Origin of the sequence: Streptomyces thermocarboxydus (genome assembly GCF_024760485.1) — a bacterium.
GTDB classification, from domain to species: Bacteria; Actinomycetota; Actinomycetes; order Streptomycetales; family Streptomycetaceae; genus Streptomyces; species Streptomyces cellulosae.
The window spans coordinates 4875016-4900546 of record NZ_CP058273.1; the positions used below are offsets into that span (position 1 = coordinate 4875016).

Sequence of the window (25531 nt, forward strand, 5' to 3'; positions counted from 1 at the left end):
GCCACGGCCTTAGTACTACTGTCCGACTAGCCTGCGCCTCATGGGACTTGACGACATCAGGTACGACCACGTCATCGCGGCGACCGAGGAGTTCCGCCGCCTGGGCCGGGATGCGTTCCTCCGGACGTACGGCTTCGGGCGAGCCAGGTCGTACGAGTTGGTGTTGGACGGGTCCCGCTACGACTCGAAGGCCATCGCGGGCGTCGCCCATGGGTATGCCACGGGTGTGACTCAGGCATGTGCCTGGGGCCTCCATCATTTGGTGGCCTACCTGCCGTTGGTGCTTCCTCCGGAAAGAGCGAACTGAGCCGCTCAAGCACCCAACACACGCTCGACCAATGTCCAGGGGCAGGTCGCCGAAGGGCGACTCTCCCAAGCCAAGCTGGCGCCTACCGCCGACAGCGGCTGCGGCGCGTACTGGCCTGCTCGTGAGGGTCGGTGCGACGGTGACGATGCCTATCATGACCTGCCACTTCGTGCCATGCCGGGGTAAGAGGTCAACTGCCCGAGTGAGCTTCAGGCCAATCCGGGATCGTTACCTCGGATCGACTTGCGTTTGCTTCGTCTATTGCGAATAATGCGACTACGACAGTGGAGGGACGCTATGGGTGCTGCCACGGGCAGGAAGATTGAACCGGGTGTGGTCGATGCGCGCGACGCGCAGCGGGCACTACGGCGCATCAACGACTACCTTTCGCGTACAGCTCACAGTGACGAGGACATCCGGGTTCACCTGGAGACAGGCGCAACCGGCGAAGCTCTCGTGCTGCCGCGACCGGTCGCAGAGATGTTCGCATCGATGCTGGCTGCCCTCGCCAACGGGCAGGGCGTGCAGATCATGCCTGTCGATGCGGTACTAACGACTCAGCAGGCTGCCGACATGCTGAACGTATCCCGTCCGTACTTGATCGGTCTCCTGGAGTCGGGCGAGATCCCTTACAAGCTCGTGGGGCGTCACCGTCGCATTCGCTTTGCAGACCTGCGCCAGTACCTGCGCGAAGACGACGTGAGGCGCAAGGAAGCAGCCGACGAACTGATGGAGCTGGACCAGGAGCTGGGGCTACTCTGACATGGCATTCGTCGTGATCTACGACGCGTGTGTCCTGTACCCGAACACGCTGCGTGATCTGCTGATCCGTGTCAGCTTGAGTGGTTTTGTGCGGGCCAGATGGTCCGACATGATCCTCGACGAGGTCGACCGGAACATCGCACAGGACTACGGCATTTCTCCAGCAAAGCTACAGCGCCGGAGGGCTCTCATGAACGAGGCCATCCGCGACTGTCTGGTTACGGGCTTTGAGCCCCTCATGGAGGGGCTCAAGCTTCCCGACCCGGATGATCGTCACGTGTTGGCTGCGGCAATCCAAGCTGGCGCGCAGGTGATCGTCACTAATAATCGCAAGGATTTTCCGCCGGACTACCTCAATAATTGGGGCATTGAACGGAAGAATGCCGATGAGTTCATAATGGACCTCATAGGGCTGGACGACCGTGTCGTGTACGCCTGTGTCCAGGAGATTGCTACTTCTCGACGTCGTCCGCCGCAGACCTTTGAGGACGTGTTGGGACAGCTGGATAGATCAGGTCTCACCGAGTCCGTGGCTGCGCTACGCCTCGGGCCGGGAGCCGTGAGCTAGCAGCCCGTGTGGTGGGAGCAAAGCGCTCGGTCATTGTGTAGGTGGGTCCGGGTCGAGTGCTTTGCCGTGGAATCTATCGCCGCTGCCGGTTCTTGCGCGCCCCTGTCCGTCAAGGCTCTCCGCCGGCTCGCAGGCGATGCGGCTTCAGGCGCTGCGCTGCCGGCCGCGGCAACCTGCATGGTGCTGAAGCAACTGTCCAGGCCCAGCATCGCGGTCGACCTTGGCGCGTTGGGAGTGTTGTGCCAGGGCAGCGCCAGGGCCTCTGCTGGCACTACGACCCGAGGTCGAAGCCGCCGTCAACCTCCAGGATTGTGATCAATAGCTGCTAGTTCCCGTGGGCGGCGATGCTCCAAGATCCCGTCCACGCCTCGTCCACAGACCCCGACATACGCCCGCTCCGGGCCGCACACGCCTGCACATACGCGAAGACCCCGCTCTCAGCGTTTCCGCTGGTGACGGGGTCTTTGGGCACCTCATGCTGGGTGCCCCCGGCAGGATTCGAACCTGCGCACACGGCTCCGGAGGCCGTTGCTCTATCCCCTGAGCTACGGGGGCGTGTCGGTCGCGGTGATCGCGGCGACGGGTAGAACACTACCAGTTCTCCCGGGGTGGTCATGAACCACTTTCCGCGTCCCGCGGCGTCCGCCCCGGTCGGCTCCCCGTGCGGCCCGTACCCCGGTCGGGGTGGAAGTGGGGAAACGCCGGACGCGGTGGCCGGTCCCGACCTACTCTCGAGTCGTGCCGAGCACTTCGGGCCGGGTTCTTGTGGTGGACGACAACAAGGTCATCCGGCAGTTGATCAGGGTCAACCTCGAGCTGGAGGGCATCGAGGTGGTGACCGCGGCCGATGGTGCCGAGTGTCTGGAAGTCGTGCATCAGGTGCGGCCCGACCTCATCACCCTGGACGTCGTCATGCCCCGGCTCAACGGGCTCAGAACCGCCGGGCGCCTGCGCTCCGACCCCCGTACCGCCGGCATCCCCCTCGTCATCGTCAGCGCCTGCACCCAGCACGAGGTCGAGAGCGGGCTCGACGTCGGCGTCGACGCCTTCCTCGCCAAGCCCTTCGATCCGCAGGAGCTCGTCCGGGTCGTGCAGTCGCTCATCGACACGAGCACGGCCGGGCGGGTGCGGGGGAGCGGGGACACCGAGGCCGCCGCCGGGCACGCCTAGCCGTCCAACCCCGTCCGCGCACGTCCACCCCCGTCCACATCCCGGGACACCCCCCAAACCCGTTCGCATACCCACCCCCCTCCTCGCCTACGCTTGTCCCGTGACCCCCGTCGAGCTCTCCCGCACCGTGCTGCACGCGGTGCGTCGTGCCGTCGACGAGGGAGAACTCGCCGTGGCCGTGGTGCCCGAGCGGGTCGTCGTCGCTCCCCCCGGGTCCGGTGGCTGCGGCGACTACGCCACCAACGTCGCCCTCCAGCTCGCCCGCCCGGCCGGACAGCCCGCCCCCGCCGTCGCCGAGGTGCTGCGTACCCGCCTCCTCCACGCCGACGGCATCAGCGACGTCGTCGTCACCGGACCCGGGTTTCTCAACATCTCCCTCGCCGGCGGCTCCGACGCCCGCCTCGTTGGCGACATCCTCCGCGCCGGCCCCCGGTACGGGCACAGCGACGCCCTCGCCGGGCAGACGATCGAGCTCCACGCCGCCCCCGAGGTCCGCGCCCTCGTTCTCATGGACTCCGTCGCCCGCGTGCTGCGGTCCCAGGGCGCCCGCCCCCAGCTGCACTGCACCCGCCCGCCCGAGGACGCCTGGGTCCGCATCCTCGGCGTACCCGAAGACATCCACGTACGGCCCGGCAGGGACCCCCCCCGCCCCCGCCCCCCCCCCCCCGCCCCCGCCGACCCCACCCCCCTCGGCCGCGACGCCGCCCGCTGGGCTCTCCTCCACCCCGCCCCGCACGACCGCCCCCACCTCGGCGGCGGCCAGGACGACCAGCACCTCGCCCAGCGCGAGACCAACCCCCTCTTCCGCGTCCGGTACGCACACGCCCGTACCCGCGCCCTCCTCCGCAACGCCGCCGACCTCGGCTTCACCCCCGACCCCGGCCCCGTCGGCACAGACGTGGACGCCCTCCTCCACACCCTCGCCGACCACCCCCGCGTCCTCGCCGCCACCGCCGCCCACCGCGCCCCCGACCGGCTCGCCCGGCACCTCGTCGCCGTCGCCGACGCGCTCGCGCCCCTGCTGCCCTCCGTCCTGCCTCTCGGCGACGAGAAACCCTCGGCCGCCCACCGTGCCCGGCTCGCCCTCGCCGAAGCCGCCGGGACGGTGCTGGCCGGCGGCCTCACCCTGCTCGGCATCGACGCACCCGAACATCTCTAGGAAGCCCAAGACCTGCCATGAGCCGTTCCGCACACCCCGCCGGGCCCCGTCACGCCGACGTCCTCCCCGAGGGGCACTACTCCGCGCCGCCCGCCGACCTCAACGCCCTCGACCCCAAGGTGTGGTCCCAGACCGTCACCCGTGACGAGCACGGGGTCCTCACCGTCGGCGGGATCGACGTCAAGCGGCTCGCCGAGGAGTACGGCACCCCCGCCTACGTCCTCGACGAGGACGACTTCCGCTCCCGGGCCCGCGCCTGGCGCACCGCCTTCGGCGAGAACGCCGACGTGTTCTACGCCGGCAAGGCGTTCCTGTCCCGGGCCGTCGTGCGCTGGCTGAACGAGGAAGGGCTGAACCTCGACGTCTGCTCCGGCGGCGAGCTGGCCACCGCCCTGTCCGCCGGGATGCCCGCCGAGCGCATCGCCTTCCACGGCAACAACAAGTCCGCCGCCGAGATCCGCCGCGCCGTCGAGGCCGGGGTGGGGCGCATCGTGCTCGACTCCTTCCAGGAGATCGTCCGCGTCGCCCACATCGCCCGTGAGCTGGGCACGCGGCAGCGCGTGCAGATCCGCGTCACCGTCGGCGTCGAGGCGCACACCCACGAGTTCATCGCCACCGCCCACGAGGACCAGAAGTTCGGCATCCCGCTGGCCGGCGGTCAGGCCGCCGAGGCCGTGCGGCGCGCGCTGCAGCTCGACAGCCTCGAGGTCATCGGCATCCACTCGCACATCGGCTCGCAGATCTTCGACATGTCCGGCTTCGAGGTCGCCGCGCACCGCGTCGTCGGCCTGCTGAAGGACATCCGCGACGAGCACGGCGTCGAGCTGCCCGAGATCGACCTCGGCGGCGGCCTCGGCATCGCGTACACCAGCGACGACGACCCCCGCGAGCCCCACGAGATCGCCAAGGCGCTCAGCGAGATCGTCACCCGTGAGTGCGAAGCGGCGAAGCTGCGCACGCCCCGCATCTCCGTCGAGCCGGGGCGCGCCATCGTGGGCCCCACCGCCTTCACGCTCTACGAGGTCGGCACCGTCAAGCCGCTCGAAGGGCTGCGCACCTACGTGTCCGTCGACGGCGGGATGTCGGACAACATCCGCACCGCCCTGTACGACGCCGAGTACAGCGTCGCCCTCGTCTCCCGCTCCTCCGACGCCGAGCCCATGCTCACGCGGGTCGTCGGCAAGCACTGCGAGAGCGGTGACATCGTGGTGAAGGACGCGTTCCTGCCGGGGGACCTGGCGCCGGGCGACCTCATCGCCGTGCCGGCGACCGGGGCGTACTGCCGGTCCATGGCCAGCAACTACAACCATGTGCTGCGGCCGCCGGTGGTCGCGGTGAAGGACGGCCAGGCGCGCGTCATCGTCCGGCGTGAGACGGAGGAGGACCTGCTCCGGCTCGACGTCGGCTGAGAGGCCCCCTGAGAAGGGCCCCCGGAGAAGGGCCCCGGAGAAGGGCCCCCAAGAAGGGCCCCGGACAGGGATCCGCGCCGGCGGAAGATCTTTCGCCGGCGCGGTCATGGAAATGAAATAGATGTCTCACGATCCGGACTTTGCACAGAAAGTCCCGTTCGGTGAGTGAGACTGGTGCAACCGAGACGGTAATCAGGAAACGAGGTCGGATGATGCGTACGCGTCCGCTGAAGGTGGCGCTGCTGGGCTGTGGAGTGGTCGGCTCAGAGGTGGCGCGCATCATGACGACGCACGCCGACGACCTCGCCGCCCGTATCGGCGCCCCGGTCGAGCTCGCAGGCGTGGCCGTACGGCGGCCGGACAAGGTACGCGAGGGCATCGACCCCGCGCTGATCACCACCGACGCGACCGCGCTGGTCAAACGCGGCGACCTCGACATCGTCGTGGAGGTCATCGGCGGCATCGAGCCCGCCCGGACCCTCATCACCACCGCCTTCGAGCACGGCGCCTCCGTGGTCTCCGCCAACAAGGCCCTCCTCGCCCAGGACGGCGCCGCGCTGCACGCCGCCGCCGAGGAGCACGGCAAGGACCTCTACTACGAGGCCGCCGTGGCCGGCGCCATCCCGCTGATCCGCCCGCTGCGCGAGTCCCTCGCCGGCGACAAGGTCAACCGGGTGCTCGGCATCGTCAACGGCACCACCAACTTCATCCTCGACAAGATGGACAGCACGGGGGCGGGTTACCAGGAGGCCCTCGACGAGGCCACCGCCCTCGGGTACGCCGAGGCCGACCCGACCGCCGACGTCGAGGGCTTCGACGCCGCCGCCAAGGCCGCCATCCTCGCCGGGATCGCCTTCCACACCCGTGTGCGCCTCGACGACGTCCACCGCGAGGGCATGACCGAGGTGACGGCCGCGGACTTCGCCTCCGCCAAGGAGATGGGCTGCACCATCAAGCTGCTCGCCATCTGCGAGCGGGCCGAGGACGGCCGGTCGGTCACCGCGCGCGTGCACCCGGCGATGATCCCGCTCAGCCACCCGCTGGCCTCCGTGCGCGGCGCCTACAACGCCGTGTTCGTCGAGTCCGACGCCTCCGGGCAGCTGATGTTCTACGGTCCCGGCGCGGGCGGCTCCCCGACCGCCTCCGCCGTGCTCGGCGACCTGGTCGCCGTCGGCCGCAACCGGCTCGGCGGCACCACCGGCCCCGGCGAGTCCGCCTACGCGGCGCTGCCCGTCTCGCCCATGGGCGAGGTCGTCACGCGCTACCACATCAGCCTGGACGTGGCCGACAAACCGGGTGTTCTCGCCCAGGTCGCCACCGTTTTCGCGGAGCACGGTGTCTCGATCGACACGGTCCGCCAGCAAGGCAAGGACGGGGAGGCGTCGCTCGTCGTCGTCACCCACCGTGCGTCCGACGCGGCCCTCGGCGGGACCGTGGAGGCGTTGCGCAAGCTCGACACCGTGCGTGGTGTCGCCAGCATCATGCGGGTTGAAGGAGAGTAACCAGCAATGACCCACCAGTGGCGCGGAATCATCGAGGAGTACCGGGACCGGCTTCCGGTGTCGGACACCACGCCGGTCGTGACGCTCCGTGAGGGCGGTACGCCGCTCGTGCCCGCGCAGGTGCTCTCCGAGCGCACCGGCTGCGAGGTCCACCTCAAGGTCGAGGGGGCGAACCCGACAGGGTCCTTCAAGGACCGCGGCATGACGATGGCCATCTCCAAGGCGAAGGAGGAGGGCGCGAAGGCGGTCATCTGCGCCTCCACGGGCAACACCTCCGCCTCCGCCGCCGCGTACGGCGTGCGGGCCGGCATGGTCTCCGCCGTGCTGGTGCCGCAGGGCAAGATCGCGCTGGGCAAGATGGGCCAGGCCCTCGTGCACGGCGCGAAGATCCTCCAGGTCGACGGCAACTTCGACGACTGCCTCACGCTGGCCCGCTCGCTCAGCGACAACTACCCGGTGGCGCTGGTCAATTCGGTCAATCCGGTGCGCATCGAGGGTCAGAAGACCGCCGCCTTCGAGATCGTGGACATGCTGGGCGACGCCCCCGACATCCACGTCCTGCCGGTGGGCAACGCGGGCAACATCACCGCGTACTGGAAGGGCTACAAGGAGTACGCCGCCGACGGCGTCGCCTCCCGCACCCCGCGCATGTGGGGCTTCCAGGCCTCCGGCAGCGCCCCGATCGTGCGCGGTGAGGTCGTCAAGGACCCCTCGACGATCGCCACCGCGATCCGTATCGGCAACCCCGCCTCGTGGCAGTTCGCGCTCGCCGCGCGGGACGAATCCGGCGGCCGCATCGACGAGGTGACGGACCGTGAGATCCTGCGCGCCTACCGGCTGCTGGCCTCCCGGGAGGGCGTCTTCGTCGAGCCCGCGTCCGCCGCGTCGGTCGCCGGTCTGCTGAAGGCCGCCGAGCAGGGCCGGGTCGACCCGGGCCAGACGATCGTCTGCACGGTCACCGGCAACGGTCTGAAGGACCCCGACTGGGCCGTCGCCGGCGCCCCGCAGCCGGTCACCGTCCCGGTCGACGCCGCGACCGCCGCCCAGCGGCTGGGTCTCGTCTGACCCGCGGCACCCGGTGCCGTCCGGCCCGCCGGTCCCCGTGCTCCGCGGTGGCGGAAGCCGCGCGCTTCCGCCGCCGCGAACCGCACAAACGGCGTAAGGACGCGCCTGCCCGGGGACGCTCCCCACAGGGGGTGCACAGGGGGCTTGCGACACGCATCGTGCGCCTCCTGTGCGCCCTATGTCGCAGGTGAACCTTCCTTCGATAGGCTGTAGGGAACCCGCCCGCCGCATATGCCGCGGCAGTGCGCCGTCCCCAGGGTCCCGCCAGTGACCCGGGACGGCCCGGCAGCGGCCGGCCAGCCCGGTCGGCGGCGGCCCCAGGGTTCTCGTACGCCATCGAATGTCCATCGAATGTCATTCGACAGTCCACGCAGCTACAGGAGAGTCTTCGAGCGATGGCCGGTCCCGCGTTCCGCGCCGCCGCCGTCCGGGTGCGCGTCCCCGCCACCAGCGCCAACCTCGGCCCGGGCTTCGACGCCCTCGGCCTGTCGCTGGGGCTCTACGACGACGTGGTCGTCCGGGTGGCCGACTCCGGGCTGCACATCGACATCGCGGGTGAGGGCAGCGAGACCCTCCCGCGGGACGAGAGCCACCTTCTCGTACGTTCCCTGCGCACCGCCTTCGACCTGCTCGGCGGGCAGCCGCGCGGTCTCGAGATCGTCTGCGCCAACCGCATCCCGCACGGCCGGGGCCTCGGCTCCTCCTCGGCCGCCATCTGCGCCGGGATCGTCGCCGCCCGCGCCGTGACCATAGGCGCCGAGGCCAAGCTCGACGACACCGCGCTGCTCGAGCTGGCCACCGAGATCGAGGGCCACCCCGACAACGTCGCGGCCTGCCTCCTCGGCGGTTTCACCCTGTCCTGGATGGAGGGCGGCGCCGCCCGGGCGATCAGGATGGAGCCCGCCGATTCCATCGTTCCGGTGGTTTTCGTGCCCGCGAAGCCGGTACTCACCGAGACCGCGCGCGGACTGCTCCCGCGCACCGTGCCGCACGTCGACGCCGCCGCCAACGCGGGCCGCGCCGCCCTGCTCGTCGAGGCCCTCACCCGGCGCCCCGAGCTGCTGCTGCCCGCCACCGAGGACCGCCTGCACCAGGAGTACCGCGCCCCGGCCATGCCGGAGAGCGCCGCACTGGTGGAGCGGCTGCGCGGGGACGGCATCCCCGCGGTCATCTCCGGCGCCGGACCCACGGTCATGGCGCTGGCCGACGCGGGCACGGCCGACAAGGTCGAAGCGCTCGCCGGCGCCGACTGGGCCGCCAACCGGCTGAGCCTGGACGTCCAGGGAGCGAGCGTCCTTCCGCTCGCGACCTGACACGGTTGCCGGATTTCGAGAGGGGGAATGTTTGTTGGATCCGGTAGTGTTAACCTCAAGTCTGCACCCGACCCCACCATGGCGAGGTGCCTCGTGTCCCCGTCCGGGACAGACATTCTTCCGGGAGCTCCCCAAGCCGCACTGTGTTCACTGCTACGTACGCGGGCAGTACGTCGTACGCGGACACTGAACGGCCCGCAGGTGGGGGCACCCCCTCTGGGGGAGCTTCGGAATCGGTGCGACCACGCCACGTGACACCGGGTGCCACGGCTCGAGGTAGCGCCATCACCAGATATCTCTTCCGCCGCGCAGGCGGACAACCGCCCCGGCACGGTCCACACATCAGGGAACGATGCCGGACAGCACAACCGGTCGCCGAGCCAGACAGGCCGACGTCCGCTCCAGGGAAGGACCCTTCGTGAGCGACACCACCGATCTGATGGGCGCACGTGTCGAGGAGACCGCTGCCGCGCCCGCCACGGACGCTTCCGCGCCTGCCTCCGGTGCCGGCTCCCGGCGGCGCCGCGGTACCGGCCTCGAGGGCATGGTGCTGGCCGAGCTGCAGCAGGTCGCAACCGGCCTCGGCATCAGGGGCACGGCGCGTATGCGCAAGAGCCAGCTGATCGAGGTCATCAAGGAGGCGCAGGCCGCCGGTGGAGGCACCCCTTCCGGGGACGCCCCGGCCAAGGCCGAGTCCGCCGAGAAGCCGAAGCGCCGCGCCACCTCCCGCACGCGCACGGGTGACACGGCCGAGAAGGCCGAGAAGAAGACCGAGGCCAAGGACGAGCAGGCGCCCGCCGACAAGGCCGCGGCCCAGCAGCAGATCGAGATCCCCGGCCAGCCCTCGCCGAAGGCCTCCGCCGCCGAGCAGGCCGAGCAGGCCGCGGAGGGCGCCCCCGAGCGCCGCCGCCGTCGCGCCACCGCCGACGCGGGCGCTCCGGCCGAGACGGTCACGGCCGAGGCGAAGACCGAGACCAAGTCCGACGCCGCGGGCCAGCAGCAGAACCAGCAGGGCGACGGCAAGTCCGACCAGGAGGGCGGCGAGGGCCGCCGCCGCGACCGCCGTGAGCGTGGCCGTGACCGTGACCGTGGTGACCGCGGTGACCGTGGCGACCGCCGCAACAAGGGCGACGACCAGCAGCAGAACCAGGGCGGCGGCCGTCAGCAGAACCAGCAGGGCGGCGGGGGCCGCCAGGACGACGGGTACGACGACGACGGAGGCGGCCGCCGTGGCCGTCGCGGCCGCTACCGCGACCGCCGTGGCCGCCGTGGCCGCGACGACGTGCAGGAGCCGCAGATCAACGAGGACGACGTCCTGATCCCGGTCGCGGGCATCCTGGACATCCTCGACAACTACGCCTTCATCCGCACCTCCGGCTACCTGCCGGGCCCGAACGACGTGTACGTCTCCCTCGCCCAGGTCCGCAAGAACGGCCTGCGCAAGGGCGACCACATCACCGGCGCGGTCCGTCAGCCCAAGGAAGGCGAGCGGCGCGAGAAGTTCAACGCGCTGGTCCGCCTGGACTCCGTCAACGGCATGGCGCCCGAACACGGCCGCGGCCGCCCGGAGTTCAACAAGCTGACCCCGCTCTACCCGCAGGACCGCCTCCGTCTGGAGACCGACCCGGGCGTGCTGACCACGCGGATCATCGACCTCGTGTCGCCCATCGGTAAGGGCCAGCGCGGTCTGATCGTGGCCCCGCCGAAGACCGGCAAGACCATGATCATGCAGGCGATCGCCAACGCGATCACGCACAACAACCCCGAGTGCCACCTGATGGTCGTCCTCGTCGACGAGCGTCCGGAAGAGGTCACCGACATGCAGCGGTCGGTGAAGGGCGAGGTCATCTCCTCGACCTTCGACCGCCCGGCCGAGGACCACACCACGGTCGCCGAGCTCGCCATCGAGCGCGCCAAGCGTCTGGTGGAGCTGGGTCACGACGTGGTCGTGCTGCTCGACTCGATCACGCGTCTGGGCCGTGCGTACAACCTCGCCGCCCCGGCCTCCGGCCGCATCCTCTCCGGTGGTGTCGACTCGACCGCCCTGTACCCGCCGAAGCGCTTCTTCGGTGCGGCCCGCAACATCGAGGACGGCGGCTCGCTGACCATCCTCGCCACCGCCCTGGTGGACACCGGGTCCCGCATGGACGAGGTGATCTTCGAGGAGTTCAAGGGCACCGGCAACATGGAGCTCAAGCTCGACCGGAAGCTCGCCGACAAGCGCATCTTCCCCGCGGTGGACGTCGACGCGTCCGGTACGCGTAAGGAAGAGATCCTGCTCGGCAACGAGGAGCTGGCGGTCGTCTGGAAGCTGCGCCGGGTGCTGCACGCGCTCGACCAGCAGCAGGCGATCGAGCTGCTCCTCGACAAGATGAAGCAGACGAAGTCGAACGTCGAGTTCCTGATGCAGATCCAGAAGACGACGCCGACGCCGGGCAACGGCGACTGACGTCACCTTCTTCCGGGCCCCCGCGGGCACGCGAACGGCCGTCCCTTCACGGGGCGGCCGTTTTTCGTACACAACTGTCGTCGGACAGGTGTACGATCACGGGGCTTCGAGCCGTCCCCGAACAGGGTTCGACGCTCGAACTCCGCATCCCGAGGGGGGAATTGCATGGTTACACCCATGTCCGGACCCGGCCGTCGCAGACGCCGGTTCGCCGTGGCCGCGGCCGGTGCCGCCGTGGCCGTCGGAGCGGCGCTGCTGTCGGCGCCGGCGGCCCAGGCGTCGCCCGGGCTGCCCCGGCCGAACGTCACTCCGGCGACGGAGACACCGTCCCGGTCCGAGCTGATCAGCCGCGTCGTCAAGGCGATGGCCGCGGACGAGGCCGCCGGGGCCAAGGAGAAGGCGTCGCTCAGCACGAGCGGCAAGGCCGGCTCCGGCATCGACGCGAAGATCATCGGTGGCACCACCACCACGATCTCCGCGGCGCCCTGGATGGCGCAGCTGCACTACTACGACCCGTACACCGGCGAGGGCTTCTTCTGCGGCGGCACCGTCGTCGCGCCGACGAAGATCCTCACCGCCGCGCACTGCGTCAAGGGGTACAACTGGTACCTCAACGGCGCCGTCGTCACGGGCGCCACCCAGCTGCCGTCCGCCGACGGCGACCTGCACGGCGGCACCGTCTCCGGTGTCTGGCGGCAGTGGAACAACCCGGCGTACAACGCGGCCGCCATCGACAACGACATCGCGGTGCTCACGCTGCCGGTGCCGGTGAAGGCCACGCCGCTGCGCATGACGACCGCGGGTGACACCGCGTCGTACACGGCCGGGACCAACGCCCGGGTCTACGGCTGGGGGCGCACCAGCTCCACCAACAACGAGATCTCCGAGTACCTGAAGACGGCGACGCTGCCGATCCAGTCCGACGCCACCTGCGGCGGCGCCTGGGGCAGCGACTACGTCCGCGGTCACATGGTCTGCGCGGGCGCGCCGGCCACCGGCAGCGACGCCGGCACCACCACCGCCTGCAACGGCGACTCCGGTGGTCCGCTGGTGGTCAACAACCGGATCGTGGGCGTCGTCTCCTGGGGTGTCCAGGACTGCGTGGCGAAGGGCGCCTACGGCGTCTTCACCAAGGTGACGAGCTACGTCGGCGTCACCTACCCGCGCATCGACGACACCGACATCAACGGCGACCACCGCGCCGACCTGTGGGCCCGCAAGAAGTCCACGGGTGTCGGGTACTCCCGGAACTCGCTGAGCTCCAAGTTCGCCGCCCAGGAGGCGTGGGGTGACTGGAGGGGCGTCAACGTCGTCCTCCAGACCGACCTCGACCGTGACGGCTACCAGGACCTCGTCTACCGCGCCACGGACGGGTCCCTGTACTGGGCGCACTACGTGATCTCCAGCGACAGCTGGGCCACCAAGCGGCTCAGCACCGGCTGGAAGTCCGTCCGCCAGATCGTCACCCCCGGTGACGTGACCGGCGACTACCTGCCCGACCTGCTGATGGTGGACTCGGCGGGCGTGCTGTGGACCTACCCGGGCAAGGGCAACGGCACCTTCTCGGCCCGTCTGAAGACGGGCACGGGCTGGGCCGGGTTCGACGTCCTGCGCGGCCACGGCGACTTCACCGGTGACGGCCGCACGGACCTCGTGGCCCGTGTCCGCTCCACCGGCGACCTGTACCTGTACAAGGGCACCGGCAAGGCCGGCTCCGGCTCCTTCACGGGCCGGACCAAGCTGGCCACGTGGAAGAGCACCACGTACAACGCGATCGTCACGGTCGGGGACGTCAGCGGCGACGGGAAGGCGGACCTGCTGGCCCGCACCCCGAGCGGCACGATGTACCTGTACCGGGGCACCGGCCGAGGCGCCGCGCCGTTCTTCTCGGCACGGCTGTCCATGGGCACGGGTTACCAGCAGTACGACGTACTGGGCTGAGCCCGCCGCACGTCCGCAGGACCGAGAGGTGGCCCCGGGAATGTTTCCCGGGGCCACCCCCGTTTTGGGAGACGGCCCCAGTCCTGGCAGACTGGTACGTCGGCCCCGGTTCACGCTCCCGCATCCCGCGGGCGGCGACCCGGCGCCCTCCCGAAACCTAGGAGACACCTTGAAGCGCGACATCCACCCCGAGTACGTCGAGACGCAGGTCAGCTGCACCTGCGGCGCGTCGTTCACCACCCGCAGCACGATCTCCAGCGGCAACATCCGCGCCGAGGTCTGCTCCGAGTGCCACCCGTTCTACACGGGCAAGCAGAAGATCCTCGACACCGGTGGCCGTGTGGCCCGCTTCGAGGCCCGCTTCGGCAAGGCTGCCGGCTCCAAGAAGTAGCGAGCACCGATTCGCCGGTCCACGGCCGCGTCCCCGCCCGGGGGCAGGCCGGGACCGGCGTTTTTGGTCGCCCGCCCCTTCACCCCCGTACCAGCAGCAGGAGCCCACCATGTTCGAGGCCGTCGAGGAACTCGTCGCCGAGCACGCCGACCTGGAGAAGAAGCTCGCCGACCCGTCGGTCCACGCCGACCAGGCAGGCGCGCGCAAGCTGAACAAGCGCTACGCCGAACTCACCCCGATCGTCGCCACGTACCGCTCCTGGAAGCAGACCGGCGGCGACATCGAGGCCGCGCGCGAACTGGCCGCCGACGACCCGGACTTCGCCGCCGAGGTCAAGGACCTCGAGCAGCAGCGCGAGGAGCTCACCGAGAAGCTGCGGCTGCTGCTGGTCCCGCGCGACCCCAGCGACGACAAGGACGTCATCCTCGAGATCAAGGCGGGCGCCGGCGGCGACGAGTCCGCCCTGTTCGCGGGCGACCTGCTGCGCATGTACCTGCGCTACGCCGAGCGCGTCGGCTGGAAGACCGAGATCATCGACGCCACCGAGTCCGAGCTGGGCGGCTACAAGGACGTCCAGGTCGCGGTGAAGTCCCGCGGGCAGACCGAGCCCGGCCAGGGCGTGTGGGCCCGGCTGAAGTACGAGGGCGGCGTGCACCGCGTGCAGCGTGTGCCGGCCACCGAGTCGCAGGGCCGCATCCACACCTCCGCCGCGGGCGTCCTGGTCACCCCGGAGGCCGAGGAGGTCGACGTGGAGATCAACCCGAACGACCTGCGCATCGACGTCTACCGCTCGTCAGGACCCGGCGGGCAGTCGGTGAACACCACCGACTCCGCCGTGCGCATCACGCACCTCCCGACCGGCGTCGTCGCCTCCTGCCAGAACGAGAAGAGCCAGCTGCAGAACAAGGAGCAGGCCCTGCGTATCCTGCGCTCCAGGCTCCTCGCCATGGCACAGGAGGAGGCGGAGCGCGAGGCCGCCGACGCCCGCCGCAGCCAGGTCCGCACCGTCGACCGCTCCGAGAAGATCCGGACGTACAACTATCCGGAGAACCGCATCTCGGACCACCGCGTCGGCTTCAAGGCGTACAACCTGGACCAGGTCCTGGACGGCGACCTCGACGCGGTGATCCAGGCCTGCGTCGACGCGGACTCGGCCGCCAAGCTCGCCGCCGCCTAAGCACCCGAAGACAGTCCGGAGGACCAGTGAACCTGCTGCTCGCCGAGGTGGCCCAGGCCACCCAGCGGCTCGCCGACGCGGGCGTGCCCTCGCCGCGCACCGACGCGGAGGAGCTCGCCGCGTTCGTGCACGGCGTCAAGCGCGGCGAGCTGCACACGGTCAAGGACACGGACTTCGACGCCCGCTACTGGGAGGTCATCGCCCGCCGCGAGGCGCGCGAGCCGCTCCAGCACATCACCGGACGGGCGTACTTCCGCTACCTGGAGCTCCAGGTCGGCCCCGGCGTCTTCGTGCCCCGCCCGGAGACCGAGTCGGTCGTCGGCTGGGCCATAGACGCGGTGCGCGCCATGGACGTGGTCGAGCCGTGCATCGTCGACCTGTGCACCGGCTCCGGCGCGATCGCGCTCGCCCTCGCCCAGGAGGTCCCCCGGTCCCGCGTGTACGCCGTGGAGCTGTCCGAGGACGCCCTGAGGTGGACCCGCAAGAACATGGAGGGGTCCAGGGTCGAACTGCGCCAGGGCGACGCCCTGACGGCCTTCCCGGACCTCGACGGCCAGGTCGACCTGGTGGTCTCCAACCCGCCGTACATCCCGCTCACCGAGTGGGAGTACGTCGCCCCCGAGGCCCGCGACTACGACCCCGAACTGGCCCTGTTCTCCGGCGAGGACGGCCTCGAACTGATCCGCGGCCTGGAGCGCACCGCGCACCGGCTGCTGCGCCCCGGCGGCGTGGTCGTCGTCGAGCACGCCGACACCCAGGGCGGCCAGGTGCCGTGGATCTTCGCCGAGGACCGCGGCTGGACCGACGCGGCCGACCACCCCGACCTCAACAACCGCCCCCGGTTCGCCACCGCCCGCAAGGCGCTGCCGTGACCGTCCTGGCGCATACTTCATCCCCCCAGCAGCACCCGTACGAGGAGGCCCGCTAAATGGCTCGGCGATACGACACCAACGACGCGACCGACCGCGCGACCGGTCTGCGTGAAGCCGCGTCCGCCGTGCGCCGGGGCGAGCTCGTGGTGCTGCCGACGGACACCGTGTACGGCATCGGCGCCGACGCCTTCAGCTCGGACGCCGTCGCCGACCTGCTCCAGGCCAAGGGCCGCGGCCGCAACATGCCCACGCCCGTCCTCATCGGCTCCCCGAACACCCTGCACGGCCTGGTCACGGACTTCTCCGAGATGGCCTGGGAGCTGGTCGACGCCTTCTGGCCGGGCGCGCTGACCCTGGTCGCCCGCCACCAGCCGTCCCTCCAGTGGGACCTCGGCGACACCCGCGGCACGGTCGCGGTGCGCATGCCGCTGCACCCGGTCGCCATCGAGCTGCTCACCGAGGTCGGCCCGATGGCCGTGTCCTCCGCCAACCTCACCGGCCACCCGGCGCCGGAGAACTGCGACGCCGCGCAGGAGATGCTCGGCGACTCCGTCTCCGTGTACCTGGACGGCGGTCCCACCCCGGGCAACGTGCCGTCCTCCATCGTCGACGTCACCCGCCCGGTGCCCGTGCTGCTGCGCGAGGGCGCGCTCTCGCCCGACGAGCTGCGCAAGGTGGTACCCGATCTCGAGGTGGCGAATTGACGGCCCCTGAGGCGGGGCGTGGCATAGGCAACGGGGAACGGGCCGCGGAGATCACGACCACCTTCGTAGGGCTCCCGCGCGACACCTTCCGGATCCTCCACGTCAGCACCGGAAACGTGTGCCGGTCGCCCATCACCGAGCGGCTGACCCGGCATTTCGTGCACCAGCGCCTGGGCGTCCTCGGCGGCGGTCTCGTCGTCGAGAGCGCCGGCACCTGGGGCCACGAGGGCGCCCCCATGGAGGCCCACGCGGAGACCGTCCTCGCGGAGTACGGCGCGGACGCCTCCGGCTTCACCGGCCGGGAACTGCTCGACGAGCACGTCATCCGCGCCGACCTCGTGCTGACCGCGACCCGCGACCACCGCGCCCAGGTCATCTCCATGGGCCACTCGGCGGGCCTGCGCACCTTCACGCTCAAGGAGTTCACCCGCCTGGTGAACGCCATCGACCCGGCCACCCTGCCGCCCCTGGAGGACGGCCTGGTCGTCCGCGCCCGCGCCCTGGTCCGCGCGGCCGCCGCGCTGCGCGGCTGGCTGCTCGCGCCCACCGCCGAGGCCGACGAGGTGCACGACCCGTACGGCGCCCCGCTGACTTTCTTCCGGTCGATCGGCGACGAGATACACCAGGCGCTGGACCCCGTGGTCACGGCGCTGACCGGAGTGCCCGCGCGGACCTGAGCGCCGGGCGGCGCCCGCGGGGCGGATGCAAGAACTCGGGCGCACCGGGACGGGCGGGCCTACATTGGTCCTACGTCAGTGCCGACGTCCGGGAGTCCACCATGACGGTCACCCCTGCGCTCGAGGCCGATGTCCTGCGCCGTCAGGACCCCGAGCTCGCCGAGGTGCTGCTCGGGGAGCGCGAGCGGCAGGCGACCACGCTCCAGCTGATCGCCGCCGAGAACTTCATGTCGCCCGCGGTGCTGGCCGCCCTGGGCTCACCGCTGGCCAACAAGTACGCCGAGGGCTACCCGGGCAACCGGCACCACGGCGGCTGTGAGATCGTCGACGTGGCCGAACGGCTCGCCGTGGAGCGCGCCAAGGCGCTGTTCGGCGCCGAACACGCCAACGTGCAGGCGCACTCCGGCTCCTCCGCCGTGCTCGCCGCCTACGCCGTCCTGCTGCGCCCCGGCGACACCGTCCTCGCCCTCGGCCTGCCGTACGGCGGCCACCTCACCCACGGCTCCCCGGTCAACTTCTCGGGGCGCTGGTTCGACTTCGTCGGCTACGGGGTGGACGCGGAGAGCGGCCTGATCGACCACGAGCAGGTCCGCGCCCTGGCCCGCACCCACCGCCCCAAGGCGATCGTGTGCGGCTCCATCTCCTACCCGCGCCACATCGACTACGCCTTCTTCCGCGAGGTCGCCGACGAGGTGGGCGCCTACCTGATCGCGGACGCGGCGCACCCCATGGGGCTGATCGCCGGGGGAGCGGCGCCCAGCCCGGTGCCGTACGCGGACATCGTGTGCGCGACCACGCACAAGGTGCTGCGGGGGCCCCGCGGCGGGATGCTGCTGTGCGGCACGGAGCTGGCCGAGCGGCTGGACCGGGCGGTGTTCCCCTTCACCCAGGGCGGGGCGCAGATGCACACCATCGCCGCCAAGGCCGTCGCCTTCGGGGAGGCGGCCACCCCGGCCTTCGCCGCGTACGCCCACCAGGTCGTCACCAACGCGCGGGCGCTGGCGGCCGCGCTCGCCGCCGAGGGCCTGACCGTCACCACCGGGGGCACCGACACCCACCTGATCACCGCCGACCCGGCCCCGCTCGGCGTCGACGGGCGCACCGCGCGCGGCCGGCTGGCGGCGGCGGGCATGGTCCTGGACTCCTGTGCGCTGCCTCACGACGACGCCCGCGGACTGCGCCTGGGCACGGCGGCCGTCACCACGCAGGGCATGGGGACGGGGGAGATGACGCTGGTCGCCGGGATGCTGGCGAGCGTGCTGCGCGGCGGCACGGACCCCGCGCGGGCCCGGGGGGACGTCCGCGAGCTGGTCGCGGCCTTCCCTCCGTACCCCCGCTGAGCCCGTCCCCGGCCACTTCGCGGGCCCGTCCGTGCAACCATCGTCACCACCCGGCAGTCCCCACTCTTATCCGCCCCTCGCTAGGGTGTGGGGCTGTGAAGGCCAGCGAGATCTGTGGGGAAGCCCGTGCGTGAATACCTGCTGACGCTCTGCATCACGGCCGCGGTGACGTACCTCCTGACGGGACCGGTGCGGAAGTTCGCGATCGTGGCGGGGGCGATGCCGGAGATCCGGGCACGTGACGTGCACCGGGAGCCCACTCCGCGGCTCGGCGGGATCGCGATGTTCTTCGGCCTGTGCGCGGGTCTGCTGGTCGCCGACCACCTGACCAACCTCAACACGCTCTTCGAGAAGTCCAACGAACCACGGGCGCTGCTCTCCGGGGCCGCGCTGATCTGGCTGATCGGCGTCCTGGACGACAAGTTCGAGATCGACGCGCTGATCAAGCTGGGCGGGCAGATGATCGCCGCCGGCGTGATGGTCATGCAGGGTCTGACGATCCTGTGGCTGCCGATCCCCGGTGTGGGCTCGGTCGCGCTCACCCAGTGGCAGGGCACGCTCCTCACCGTCGCCCTGGTGGTCATCACGATCAACGCGGTCAACTTCGTCGACGGCCTGGACGGCCTCGCGGCCGGCATGGTCTGCATCGCGGCGGCGGCGTTCTTCCTGTACGCCTACCGCATCTGGTACTCGTACGGCATCGAGGCGGCCGCCCCGGCGACGCTGTTCGCGGCGATCCTGATGGGCATGTGCCTGGGCTTCCTGCCCCACAACATGCATCCCGCGCGGATCTTCATGGGCGACTCCGGCTCGATGCTCATCGGGCTGGTGCTGGCCGCCGGCGCGATCTCCGTGACGGGCCAGGTCGACCCGGACGCGCTGAAGCTGTTCGCCGGTTCGGAGAAGGAGGCCGTGCACCAGACGGTGCCGGTGTACATCCCGCTGCTGCTGCCGCTGACCATCATCGCGGTGCCGGCCGCCGACCTGATCCTGGCGATCGTGCGGCGCACCTGGCGCGGCCAGTCGCCGTTCGCCGCGGACCGGGGGCATCTGCACCACCGGCTGCTGGAGATCGGGCACTCGCACAGCAGGGCGGTGCTGATCATGTACTTCTGGTCGGCGCTGATCGCCTTCGGCGCGCTGGCGTACTCGGTGAACTCGGCGTCGATGTGGATCGTGCTGAGTGTGGTGATCCTCTCGACGATCGGTCTGGTGCTGCTCCTGCTGCCGCGCTTCACCCCGCGTGCCCCGCGCTGGGCGGAGAACTTCGTGCCGCCGCGCTACCGGCGCGGACGGGTGTCCGAGGCCGACGCCCCGGGAGCCGCCGGGAGCGCCGCAGAGGCCGGCGCACAGGCCGATGAGGGACCGCAGGAGGCCGCTCCCGGGGACCGCACGCCCGTGGCGGCAGGTGTCTCCGGCGTCAACGGCGCGAGCGCCGTGGGACCCCGCGCACGCCTGGCCGACCGGTCACGGTCAAGGTAAGAATTCGACTAGAGCATTGCCAACTCGTGGGGGATCGATGGGGCGGTTTTGGGTGCAGCAACCGCCCCAATATCAGACATAAGGGTCCGGTGCGCGCTCAGCCGCGCAGGTTCGCCCTCACGTGTGACTCCACGCACACCGTTCAGGTAAAGACTGCATCAAATAGTTTGTGATACCGTTCACGAGTCCCCGGAAAGAGCCGTAGAGCCGCCCTCCGACGGCTCACCGGTGCGGTGAAATCGCACCCGGCCCGGGGGTTTACGCTCGTCCATGACGACACCACGCCCCCTGTGAATTGCGGAGTTGCCGCCATGCCGTCCAACGACGTCCGGATCCTGGCCCAGGCCGCCGTACCCACGGCAGCCGTCGGAGCCGTTGCCGCGCTCGTCAGTGGCCTGACGGTGGGCGGCAAGGGAGCGGTCGGCGCGATCGTCGCCACGGTCGTGGTCGTCCTCTTCATGGGGCTCGGCCTCTACGTCCTGCAGCGCACCGCCAAATCGCTCCCTCACCTGTTCCAGGCGATGGGACTGATGCTCTACGCGGCGCAGATCCTGCTGCTGTTCGTCTTCCTGGCCGTGTTCAAGAACACCACGCTGTTCCACCCCAAGGCCTTCGCGATCACGCTCGTCGCCGGCACCCTCGCCTGGATCGCCGCGCAGACGCGGGCCCACATGAAGTCCAAGATTCTCTACGTCGAACCCGAGTCGACGACGGACTCGAAGTCCGAAAAATCGGGGCACTCGTCGTGACGGGTAGGGCCGGGATAAAGAGGCATGCACAACCCTGCTATCGTCCGGTGCCAACTGCGGCATCGCGGGCTCGGGCATCCCAGCTGACGCCTGCTCAATCGCGAGGCGAGATGCCCCCCAGCCGCCCCCACATCCGTTACACCAGTCCCGTGCCGAACCGCGGCTCCGCGCCGCGCCGACACAACGAGGTTGCCGTACCTATGCGCCACGCTGAAGGAGCCCGCGGTGAGTGCTGACCCGACGCAGGTGCTCGCCTTCGAGACCGACTGCCACATCTTCGACGGCTGTGGCTTCCCGGCTCCCGGCCTGCACTCGTTCCTGTTCGAGCCCCTCTGGGGCGACGCGGACAGCAACCTGTACTTCAACAAGACGATGCTGCTTGCCCTGCTGGGCTCGCTCGTCATCGTCGGCTTCTTCTGGGCCGCGTTCCGCAAGCCGCAGGTTGTGCCGGGCAAGCTGCAGATGGTCGCCGAGGCCGGGTACGACTTCATCCGGCGCGGTGTCGTCTACGAGACGCTCGGCAAGAAGGAGGGCGAGAAGTACGTTCCTCTGGTCGTCTCGCTCTTCTTCTTCGTCTGGATGATGAACCTCTGGTCGATCATCCCGGTCGCCCAGTTCCCGGTGACGGCGATCATCTCGTACCCGCTGGTGCTGGCTCTGATCGTCTACATCCTGTGGGTCTCGCTCACGTTCAAGAGGCACGGCTTCGTCGGCTTCTTCAAGAACGTCACGGGCTACGACAAGTCGCTCGGCGCGGTACTTCCGCTCGCGATGGTGATCGAGTTCTTCTCGAACCTCATCGTGCGGCCCTTCACCCACGCCGTCCGGCTGTTCGCGAACATGTTCGCGGGTCACACCCTGCTGCTCCTGTTCACGATCGCCAGCTGGTACCTGCTGAACGGCATCGGCATCGCCTACGCCGGCGTCTCGTTCATCATGACCATCGTGATGACGGCCTTCGAGCTCTTCATCCAGGCACTGCAGGCGTATGTCTTCGTCCTTCTGACCTGCACCTACATCCAGGGCGCCCTCGCCGAGCACCACTGAGCGTCCGCACTCCACACCTGGTCGTCCGGTGGCCAACCCCCACCGGTCCGTAAAGAAAAGGAAGAACTGGCATGTCCCAGACCCTTGCCGCTGTCACCGGTGACCTCAAGGCCCTCGGCTCCATCGGTTACGGCCTTGCTGCCATCGGCCCCGGCGTCGGCGTCGGCATCATCTTCGGTAACGGCACCCAGGCCCTCGCCCGCCAGCCCGAGGCTGCCGGCCTGATCCGCGCCAACCAGATCCTCGGCTTCGCCTTCTGTGAGGCGCTCGCCCTGATCGGTCTGGTTATGCCGTTCGTCTACGGCTCCTGATCACTCAGGCTGACGACCAGCAACCCAGACGAAAGGCAACGACATGAGCCAACTGCTCATTCTGGCAGCCGAGGGGGAGACCGAGAATCCCCTCGTCCCGCCGATTCCTGAGCTTGTCATCGGCCTGCTCGCCTTCGTCATCGTCTTCGGCTTCCTCGCCTGGAAGCTCCTCCCGAACATCAACAAGGTTCTGGAAGAGCGTCGCGAGGCCATCGAGGGCGGTATCGAGAAGGCCGAGGCCGCGCAGACCGAGGCCCAGAGCGTTCTTGAGCAGTACAAGGCTCAGCTCGCCGAGGCCCGGCACGAGGCCGCGCGACTGCGCCAGGAGGCGCAGGAGCAGGGCGCCACGCTCATCGCCGAGATGCGCGCGGAAGGCCAGCGCCAGCGCGAGGAGATCGTCGCCGCCGGTCACGCGCAGATCGAGGCCGACCGCAAGGCCGCCGCGTCCGCGCTGCGCCAGGACGTCGGCAAGCTCGCCACCGAACTGGCCGGCAAGCTCGTCGGCGAGTCCCTCGAGGACCACGCCCGGCAGAGCCGCGTCATCGACCGCTTCCTCGACGAGCTCGACCAGAAGGCAGAGGCCGCACGATGAACGGAGCGAGCCGCGAGGCCCTGGCAGCCGCACGTGAGCGTCTCGACGCGCTGACGGACTCCACGTCCGTGGACGCGGCCGCGCTCGCCGACGAACTGGCCGCCGTCACCGCGCTGCTCGACCGCGAGGTGTCGCTGCGTCGGGTCCTCACCGACCCGGCGCAGGCCGGTGAGGCCAAGGCCGAACTGGCACGGCGCCTGCTCGGCTCGCAGGTCAGCGGCACCGCCGTCGACCTGGTGGCCGGCCTGGTGCGCTCCCGCTGGTCGCAGTCGCGCGACCTGGTGGACGCGCTCGAGGAGCTGGCGAACATTGCCGACCTCACCGCCGCCCAGAAGGCGGGCGCGCTCGACAGCGTCGAGGACGAGCTGTTCCGGTTCGGCCGGATCGTCGCCTCCGACACCCAGCTGCGCGCGGCCCTCACCAACCGGTCCGCCACCGCCTCCGCCAAGCGCGAGCTGCTGAGCAGCCTGCTCGGCGGGCGCGCGAACGAGGCCACGGTGCGTCTGGTGACGCGCCTGGTGACCGCGCCGCGTGGACGTAGCCTGGAGTCGGGACTCGAGTCCCTGTCCAAGCTCGCCGCCGAGCGCCGGGACCGCATGGTGGCCGTCGTCACCTCCGCGGTGCCGCTCAGCGACCAGCAGAAGCAGCGCCTGGGCGACGCCCTGGCGAAGCTCTACGGCCGCCGGATGCACCTCAACCTCGACGTCGACCCCGCGGTCGTCGGCGGGATCCGGGTGCAGGTCGGTGACGAGGTCATCAACGGCTCCCTGGCGGACCGGCTCGAGGACGCGGGCCGCCGCCTGGCGGGCTGAGCACCACATTCTTCATAGGCAGTACGTACTTACGGCCCTGGTTGGGCCGTGCAGAGGATTCACCTCCTGTAGGGGGGAGTCCCCATCCCCCCCAAGTGAAACTTCGGGCCCAACAAGGAGAGCAGGGAACTCAGATGGCGGAGCTCACGATCCGGCCGGAGGAGATCCGGGACGCGCTGGAGAACTTCGTCCAGTCGTACAAGCCGGACGCGGCCTCGCGCGAGGAGGTCGGTACGGTCACCCTGGCCGGCGACGGCATCGCGAAGGTCGAGGGCCTGCCCTCGGCCATGGCCAACGAGCTGCTGAAGTTCGAGGACGGCACCCTCGGCCTCGCCCTCAACCTCGAGGAGCGCGAGATCGGTGCCATCGTCCTCGGTGAGTTCAGCGGCATCGAGGAGGGCCAGCCGGTCACCCGCACCGGCGAGGTCCTGTCCGTCGCCGTAGGCGAGGGCTACCTCGGCCGTGTGGTCGACCCGCTCGGCAACCCGATCGACGGCCTCGGCGAGATCGAGACCGAGGGCCGCCGCGCCCTCGAACTGCAGGCCCCCACGGTCATGCAGCGCAAGTCGGTGCACGAGCCGATGGAGACGGGTTACAAGGCCGTCGACGCCATGACCCCGATCGGCCGTGGTCAGCGTCAGCTGATCATCGGCGACCGCCAGACCGGCAAGACCGCGCTGGCCGTCGACACGATCATCAACCAGCGTGACAACTGGCGCTCCGGCGACCCGAAGAAGCAGGTCCGCTGCATCTACGTCGCCATCGGCCAGAAGGGCTCCACCATCGCGTCGGTCCGCCGCGCGCTGGAGGAGAACGGCGCGCTGGAGTACACGACCATCGTCGCCGCCCCGGCGTCCGACCCGGCCGGCTTCAAGTACCTGGCGCCGTACACCGGCTCGGCCATCGGCCAGCACTGGATGTACCAGGGCAAGCACGTCCTGATCATCTTCGACGACCTGTCGAAGCAGGCCGACGCCTACCGCGCCGTGTCGCTGCTGCTGCGCCGCCCGCCGGGCCGCGAGGCCTACCCGGGTGACGTCTTCTACCTGCACTCCCGTCTGCTGGAGCGCTGCGCGAAGCTCTCCGACGACATGGGCGCCGGCTCGATGACCGGTCTGCCGATCGTCGAGACGAAGGCCAACGACGTCTCGGCGTTCATCCCGACCAACGTCATCTCCATCACCGACGGCCAGTGCTTCCTGGAGTCGGACCTCTTCAACGCCGGTCAGCGCCCCGCGCTGAACGTCGGTATCTCCGTCTCCCGAGTCGGCGGTTCCGCCCAGCACAAGGCGATGAAGCAGGTCTCCGGCCGTCTGCGCGTGGACCTCGCCCAGTTCCGTGAGCTCGAGGCGTTCGCCGCCTTCGGTTCCGACCTGGACGCGGCCTCCAAGGCGCAGCTGGAGCGCGGTCAGCGCATGGTCGAGCTGCTGAAGCAGGACCAGTACCAGCCGATGTCGACCGAGGACCAGGTCGTCTCCGTCTGGGCCGGCACCACCGGCAAGATGGACGACGTGCCGGTCGGGGACATCCGCCGCTTCGAGAAGGAGCTCCTGGAGTACCTGCACCGCAAGGAGCAGGGCCTCATGACCTCCATCCGCGAGGGCGGCAAGATGTCGGACGACACCCTGCAGGCCGTGGCCGACGCGATCGCCGAGTTCAAGAAGCAGTTCGAGACGAGCGACGGCAAGCTGCTCGGCGAGGACGCCCCGTCCGCCGCCAAGTGACGTAAGGA

The 25531-nt window shown here is 70.1% G+C and carries 24 protein-coding genes and 1 tRNA gene; 24 read left to right on the forward strand and 1 reads right to left on the reverse strand.

Annotation, left to right across the window (positions count from 1 at the left end; translation table 11 throughout):
- Positions 1-40 precede the first annotated feature (40 nt).
- The 3 genes from AY578_RS22630 to AY578_RS22640 all read left to right on the forward strand — a co-directional run bounded on the left by AY578_RS22630 (position 41) and on the right by AY578_RS22640 (position 1637).
- On the forward strand, positions 41-307 hold the full coding sequence (locus AY578_RS22630; RefSeq protein WP_202503145.1) for a ScoMcrA-related endonuclease: 267 nt from the start codon (positions 41-43) through the stop codon (positions 305-307).
- 297 nt (positions 308-604) lie between these two features.
- Complete coding sequence (locus AY578_RS22635) at positions 605-1069, forward strand: helix-turn-helix domain-containing protein (RefSeq protein WP_028959284.1); 465 nt, start codon at positions 605-607, stop codon at positions 1067-1069.
- 1 nt (position 1070) lies between these two features.
- Complete coding sequence (locus AY578_RS22640) at positions 1071-1637, forward strand: PIN domain-containing protein (protein WP_136238839.1); 567 nt, start codon at positions 1071-1073, stop codon at positions 1635-1637.
- 483 nt (positions 1638-2120) lie between these two features.
- Here AY578_RS22640 and AY578_RS22645 read toward each other — a convergent pair.
- Positions 2121-2192, reverse strand: a tRNA-Arg gene (locus AY578_RS22645).
- Positions 2193-2327: 135 nt separating this feature from the next.
- On the opposite strand from AY578_RS22645, the gene AY578_RS22650 reads away from it, so the two are divergent.
- The 21 genes from AY578_RS22650 (at position 2328) to atpA (ending at position 25523) form a co-directional block, all read left to right on the forward strand.
- Entirely contained in the window at positions 2328-2807 is a 480-nt protein-coding gene (locus AY578_RS22650; protein ID WP_189904735.1) for a response regulator, read from the forward strand.
- A gap of 100 nt (positions 2808-2907) precedes the next feature.
- On the forward strand, positions 2908-3966 hold the full coding sequence (gene nrtL, locus AY578_RS22655; RefSeq protein WP_258904982.1) for an ArgS-related anticodon-binding protein NrtL: 1059 nt from the start codon (positions 2908-2910) through the stop codon (positions 3964-3966).
- A 17-nt stretch (positions 3967-3983) separates the two neighbouring features.
- The gene (gene lysA, locus AY578_RS22660) at positions 3984-5375 is read left to right on the forward strand and encodes a diaminopimelate decarboxylase (protein WP_019524101.1); all 1392 of its coding nucleotides are present in this window, start codon (positions 3984-3986) and stop codon (positions 5373-5375) included.
- Between the two features lie 209 nt (positions 5376-5584).
- Entirely contained in the window at positions 5585-6877 is a 1293-nt protein-coding gene (locus AY578_RS22665) for a homoserine dehydrogenase (protein WP_019524100.1), read from the forward strand.
- Between the two features lie 6 nt (positions 6878-6883).
- Complete coding sequence (gene thrC, locus AY578_RS22670) at positions 6884-7942, forward strand: threonine synthase (protein WP_019524099.1); 1059 nt, start codon at positions 6884-6886, stop codon at positions 7940-7942.
- 395 nt (positions 7943-8337) lie between these two features.
- Positions 8338-9255, forward strand: coding sequence for a homoserine kinase (gene thrB, locus AY578_RS22675; RefSeq protein WP_019524098.1), 918 nt, complete (start codon positions 8338-8340; stop codon positions 9253-9255).
- 418 nt (positions 9256-9673) lie between these two features.
- Complete coding sequence (rho, locus tag AY578_RS22680; RefSeq protein WP_028961086.1) at positions 9674-11704, forward strand: transcription termination factor Rho; 2031 nt, start codon at positions 9674-9676, stop codon at positions 11702-11704.
- A 177-nt stretch (positions 11705-11881) separates the two neighbouring features.
- On the forward strand, positions 11882-13645 hold the full coding sequence (locus AY578_RS22685) for a trypsin-like serine protease (protein ID WP_137210306.1): 1764 nt from the start codon (positions 11882-11884) through the stop codon (positions 13643-13645).
- Between the two features lie 169 nt (positions 13646-13814).
- Positions 13815-14036 (forward strand): 50S ribosomal protein L31, encoded by a 222-nt coding sequence (gene rpmE / locus AY578_RS22690; protein WP_006130146.1) that lies wholly within the window; start codon positions 13815-13817, stop codon positions 14034-14036.
- 109 nt (positions 14037-14145) lie between these two features.
- Positions 14146-15213 (forward strand): peptide chain release factor 1, encoded by a 1068-nt coding sequence (gene prfA / locus AY578_RS22695; protein ID WP_019524095.1) that lies wholly within the window; start codon positions 14146-14148, stop codon positions 15211-15213.
- Between the two features lie 26 nt (positions 15214-15239).
- Positions 15240-16085, forward strand: a complete 846-nt coding sequence (gene prmC, locus AY578_RS22700) for a peptide chain release factor N(5)-glutamine methyltransferase (RefSeq protein ID WP_019524094.1) — start codon at positions 15240-15242, stop codon at positions 16083-16085.
- Positions 16086-16141: 56 nt separating this feature from the next.
- Positions 16142-16789 (forward strand): L-threonylcarbamoyladenylate synthase, encoded by a 648-nt coding sequence (locus AY578_RS22705; RefSeq protein WP_019524093.1) that lies wholly within the window; start codon positions 16142-16144, stop codon positions 16787-16789.
- Positions 16786-17466 (forward strand): arsenate reductase/protein-tyrosine-phosphatase family protein, encoded by a 681-nt coding sequence (locus tag AY578_RS22710; RefSeq protein ID WP_019524092.1) that lies wholly within the window; start codon positions 16786-16788, stop codon positions 17464-17466. Before AY578_RS22705 ends, AY578_RS22710 begins: the two co-directional genes overlap by 4 nt.
- Before the next feature lie 101 nt (positions 17467-17567).
- Positions 17568-18806: a serine hydroxymethyltransferase gene (locus AY578_RS22715; protein WP_136238862.1), complete on the forward strand. Its 1239-nt coding sequence runs from the start codon at positions 17568-17570 to the stop codon at positions 18804-18806.
- A gap of 126 nt (positions 18807-18932) precedes the next feature.
- Positions 18933-20288: an MraY family glycosyltransferase gene (locus AY578_RS22720; protein WP_019524090.1), complete on the forward strand. Its 1356-nt coding sequence runs from the start codon at positions 18933-18935 to the stop codon at positions 20286-20288.
- 311 nt (positions 20289-20599) lie between these two features.
- Entirely contained in the window at positions 20600-21037 is a 438-nt protein-coding gene (locus tag AY578_RS22725; RefSeq protein WP_019524089.1) for a Cg1360 family ATP-synthase-associated protein, read from the forward strand.
- 225 nt (positions 21038-21262) lie between these two features.
- On the forward strand, positions 21263-22084 hold the full coding sequence (gene atpB, locus AY578_RS22730) for a F0F1 ATP synthase subunit A (protein WP_026243712.1): 822 nt from the start codon (positions 21263-21265) through the stop codon (positions 22082-22084).
- Positions 22085-22155: 71 nt separating this feature from the next.
- Positions 22156-22395, forward strand: a complete 240-nt coding sequence (locus AY578_RS22735; protein WP_005311859.1) for an ATP synthase subunit C-like protein — start codon at positions 22156-22158, stop codon at positions 22393-22395.
- A gap of 43 nt (positions 22396-22438) precedes the next feature.
- On the forward strand, positions 22439-22987 hold the full coding sequence (locus tag AY578_RS22740; protein WP_019524087.1) for a F0F1 ATP synthase subunit B: 549 nt from the start codon (positions 22439-22441) through the stop codon (positions 22985-22987).
- Positions 22984-23799 (forward strand): F0F1 ATP synthase subunit delta, encoded by an 816-nt coding sequence (locus AY578_RS22745; RefSeq protein ID WP_136238863.1) that lies wholly within the window; start codon positions 22984-22986, stop codon positions 23797-23799. The genes AY578_RS22740 and AY578_RS22745 overlap by 4 nt, the downstream gene beginning before the upstream one ends.
- Before the next feature lie 134 nt (positions 23800-23933).
- The gene (gene atpA, locus AY578_RS22750) at positions 23934-25523 is read left to right on the forward strand and encodes a F0F1 ATP synthase subunit alpha (RefSeq protein ID WP_019524085.1); all 1590 of its coding nucleotides are present in this window, start codon (positions 23934-23936) and stop codon (positions 25521-25523) included.
- Positions 25524-25531: the final 8 nt, after the last annotated feature.

What these genes read in the sequence shown, in the direction of transcription:
- AY578_RS22685 (WP_137210306.1), top strand. Translation starts at nt 11,882, where the DNA reads ATGTCCGGACCCGGCCGTCGCAGACGCCGGTTCGCCGTGGCCGCGGCC.
- AY578_RS22715 (WP_136238862.1), top strand. Translation starts at nt 17,568, where the DNA reads ATGACGGTCACCCCTGCGCTCGAGGCCGATGTCCTGCGCCGTCAGGAC.
- AY578_RS22640 (WP_136238839.1), top strand. Translation starts at nt 1,071, where the DNA reads ATGGCATTCGTCGTGATCTACGACGCGTGTGTCCTGTACCCGAACACG.
- thrC (WP_019524099.1), top strand. Translation starts at nt 6,884, where the DNA reads ATGACCCACCAGTGGCGCGGAATCATCGAGGAGTACCGGGACCGGCTT.
- atpA (WP_019524085.1), top strand. Translation starts at nt 23,934, where the DNA reads ATGGCGGAGCTCACGATCCGGCCGGAGGAGATCCGGGACGCGCTGGAG.
- lysA (WP_019524101.1), top strand. Translation starts at nt 3,984, where the DNA reads ATGAGCCGTTCCGCACACCCCGCCGGGCCCCGTCACGCCGACGTCCTC.
- AY578_RS22725 (WP_019524089.1), top strand. Translation starts at nt 20,600, where the DNA reads ATGCCGTCCAACGACGTCCGGATCCTGGCCCAGGCCGCCGTACCCACG.
- prfA (WP_019524095.1), top strand. Translation starts at nt 14,146, where the DNA reads ATGTTCGAGGCCGTCGAGGAACTCGTCGCCGAGCACGCCGACCTGGAG.
- AY578_RS22745 (WP_136238863.1), top strand. Translation starts at nt 22,984, where the DNA reads ATGAACGGAGCGAGCCGCGAGGCCCTGGCAGCCGCACGTGAGCGTCTC.
- AY578_RS22665 (WP_019524100.1), top strand. Translation starts at nt 5,585, where the DNA reads ATGATGCGTACGCGTCCGCTGAAGGTGGCGCTGCTGGGCTGTGGAGTG.
- AY578_RS22705 (WP_019524093.1), top strand. Translation starts at nt 16,142, where the DNA reads ATGGCTCGGCGATACGACACCAACGACGCGACCGACCGCGCGACCGGT.
- AY578_RS22735 (WP_005311859.1), top strand. Translation starts at nt 22,156, where the DNA reads ATGTCCCAGACCCTTGCCGCTGTCACCGGTGACCTCAAGGCCCTCGGC.
- AY578_RS22740 (WP_019524087.1), top strand. Translation starts at nt 22,439, where the DNA reads ATGAGCCAACTGCTCATTCTGGCAGCCGAGGGGGAGACCGAGAATCCC.
- thrB (WP_019524098.1), top strand. Translation starts at nt 8,338, where the DNA reads ATGGCCGGTCCCGCGTTCCGCGCCGCCGCCGTCCGGGTGCGCGTCCCC.
- AY578_RS22635 (WP_028959284.1), top strand. Translation starts at nt 605, where the DNA reads ATGGGTGCTGCCACGGGCAGGAAGATTGAACCGGGTGTGGTCGATGCG.
- AY578_RS22630 (WP_202503145.1), top strand. Translation starts at nt 41, where the DNA reads ATGGGACTTGACGACATCAGGTACGACCACGTCATCGCGGCGACCGAG.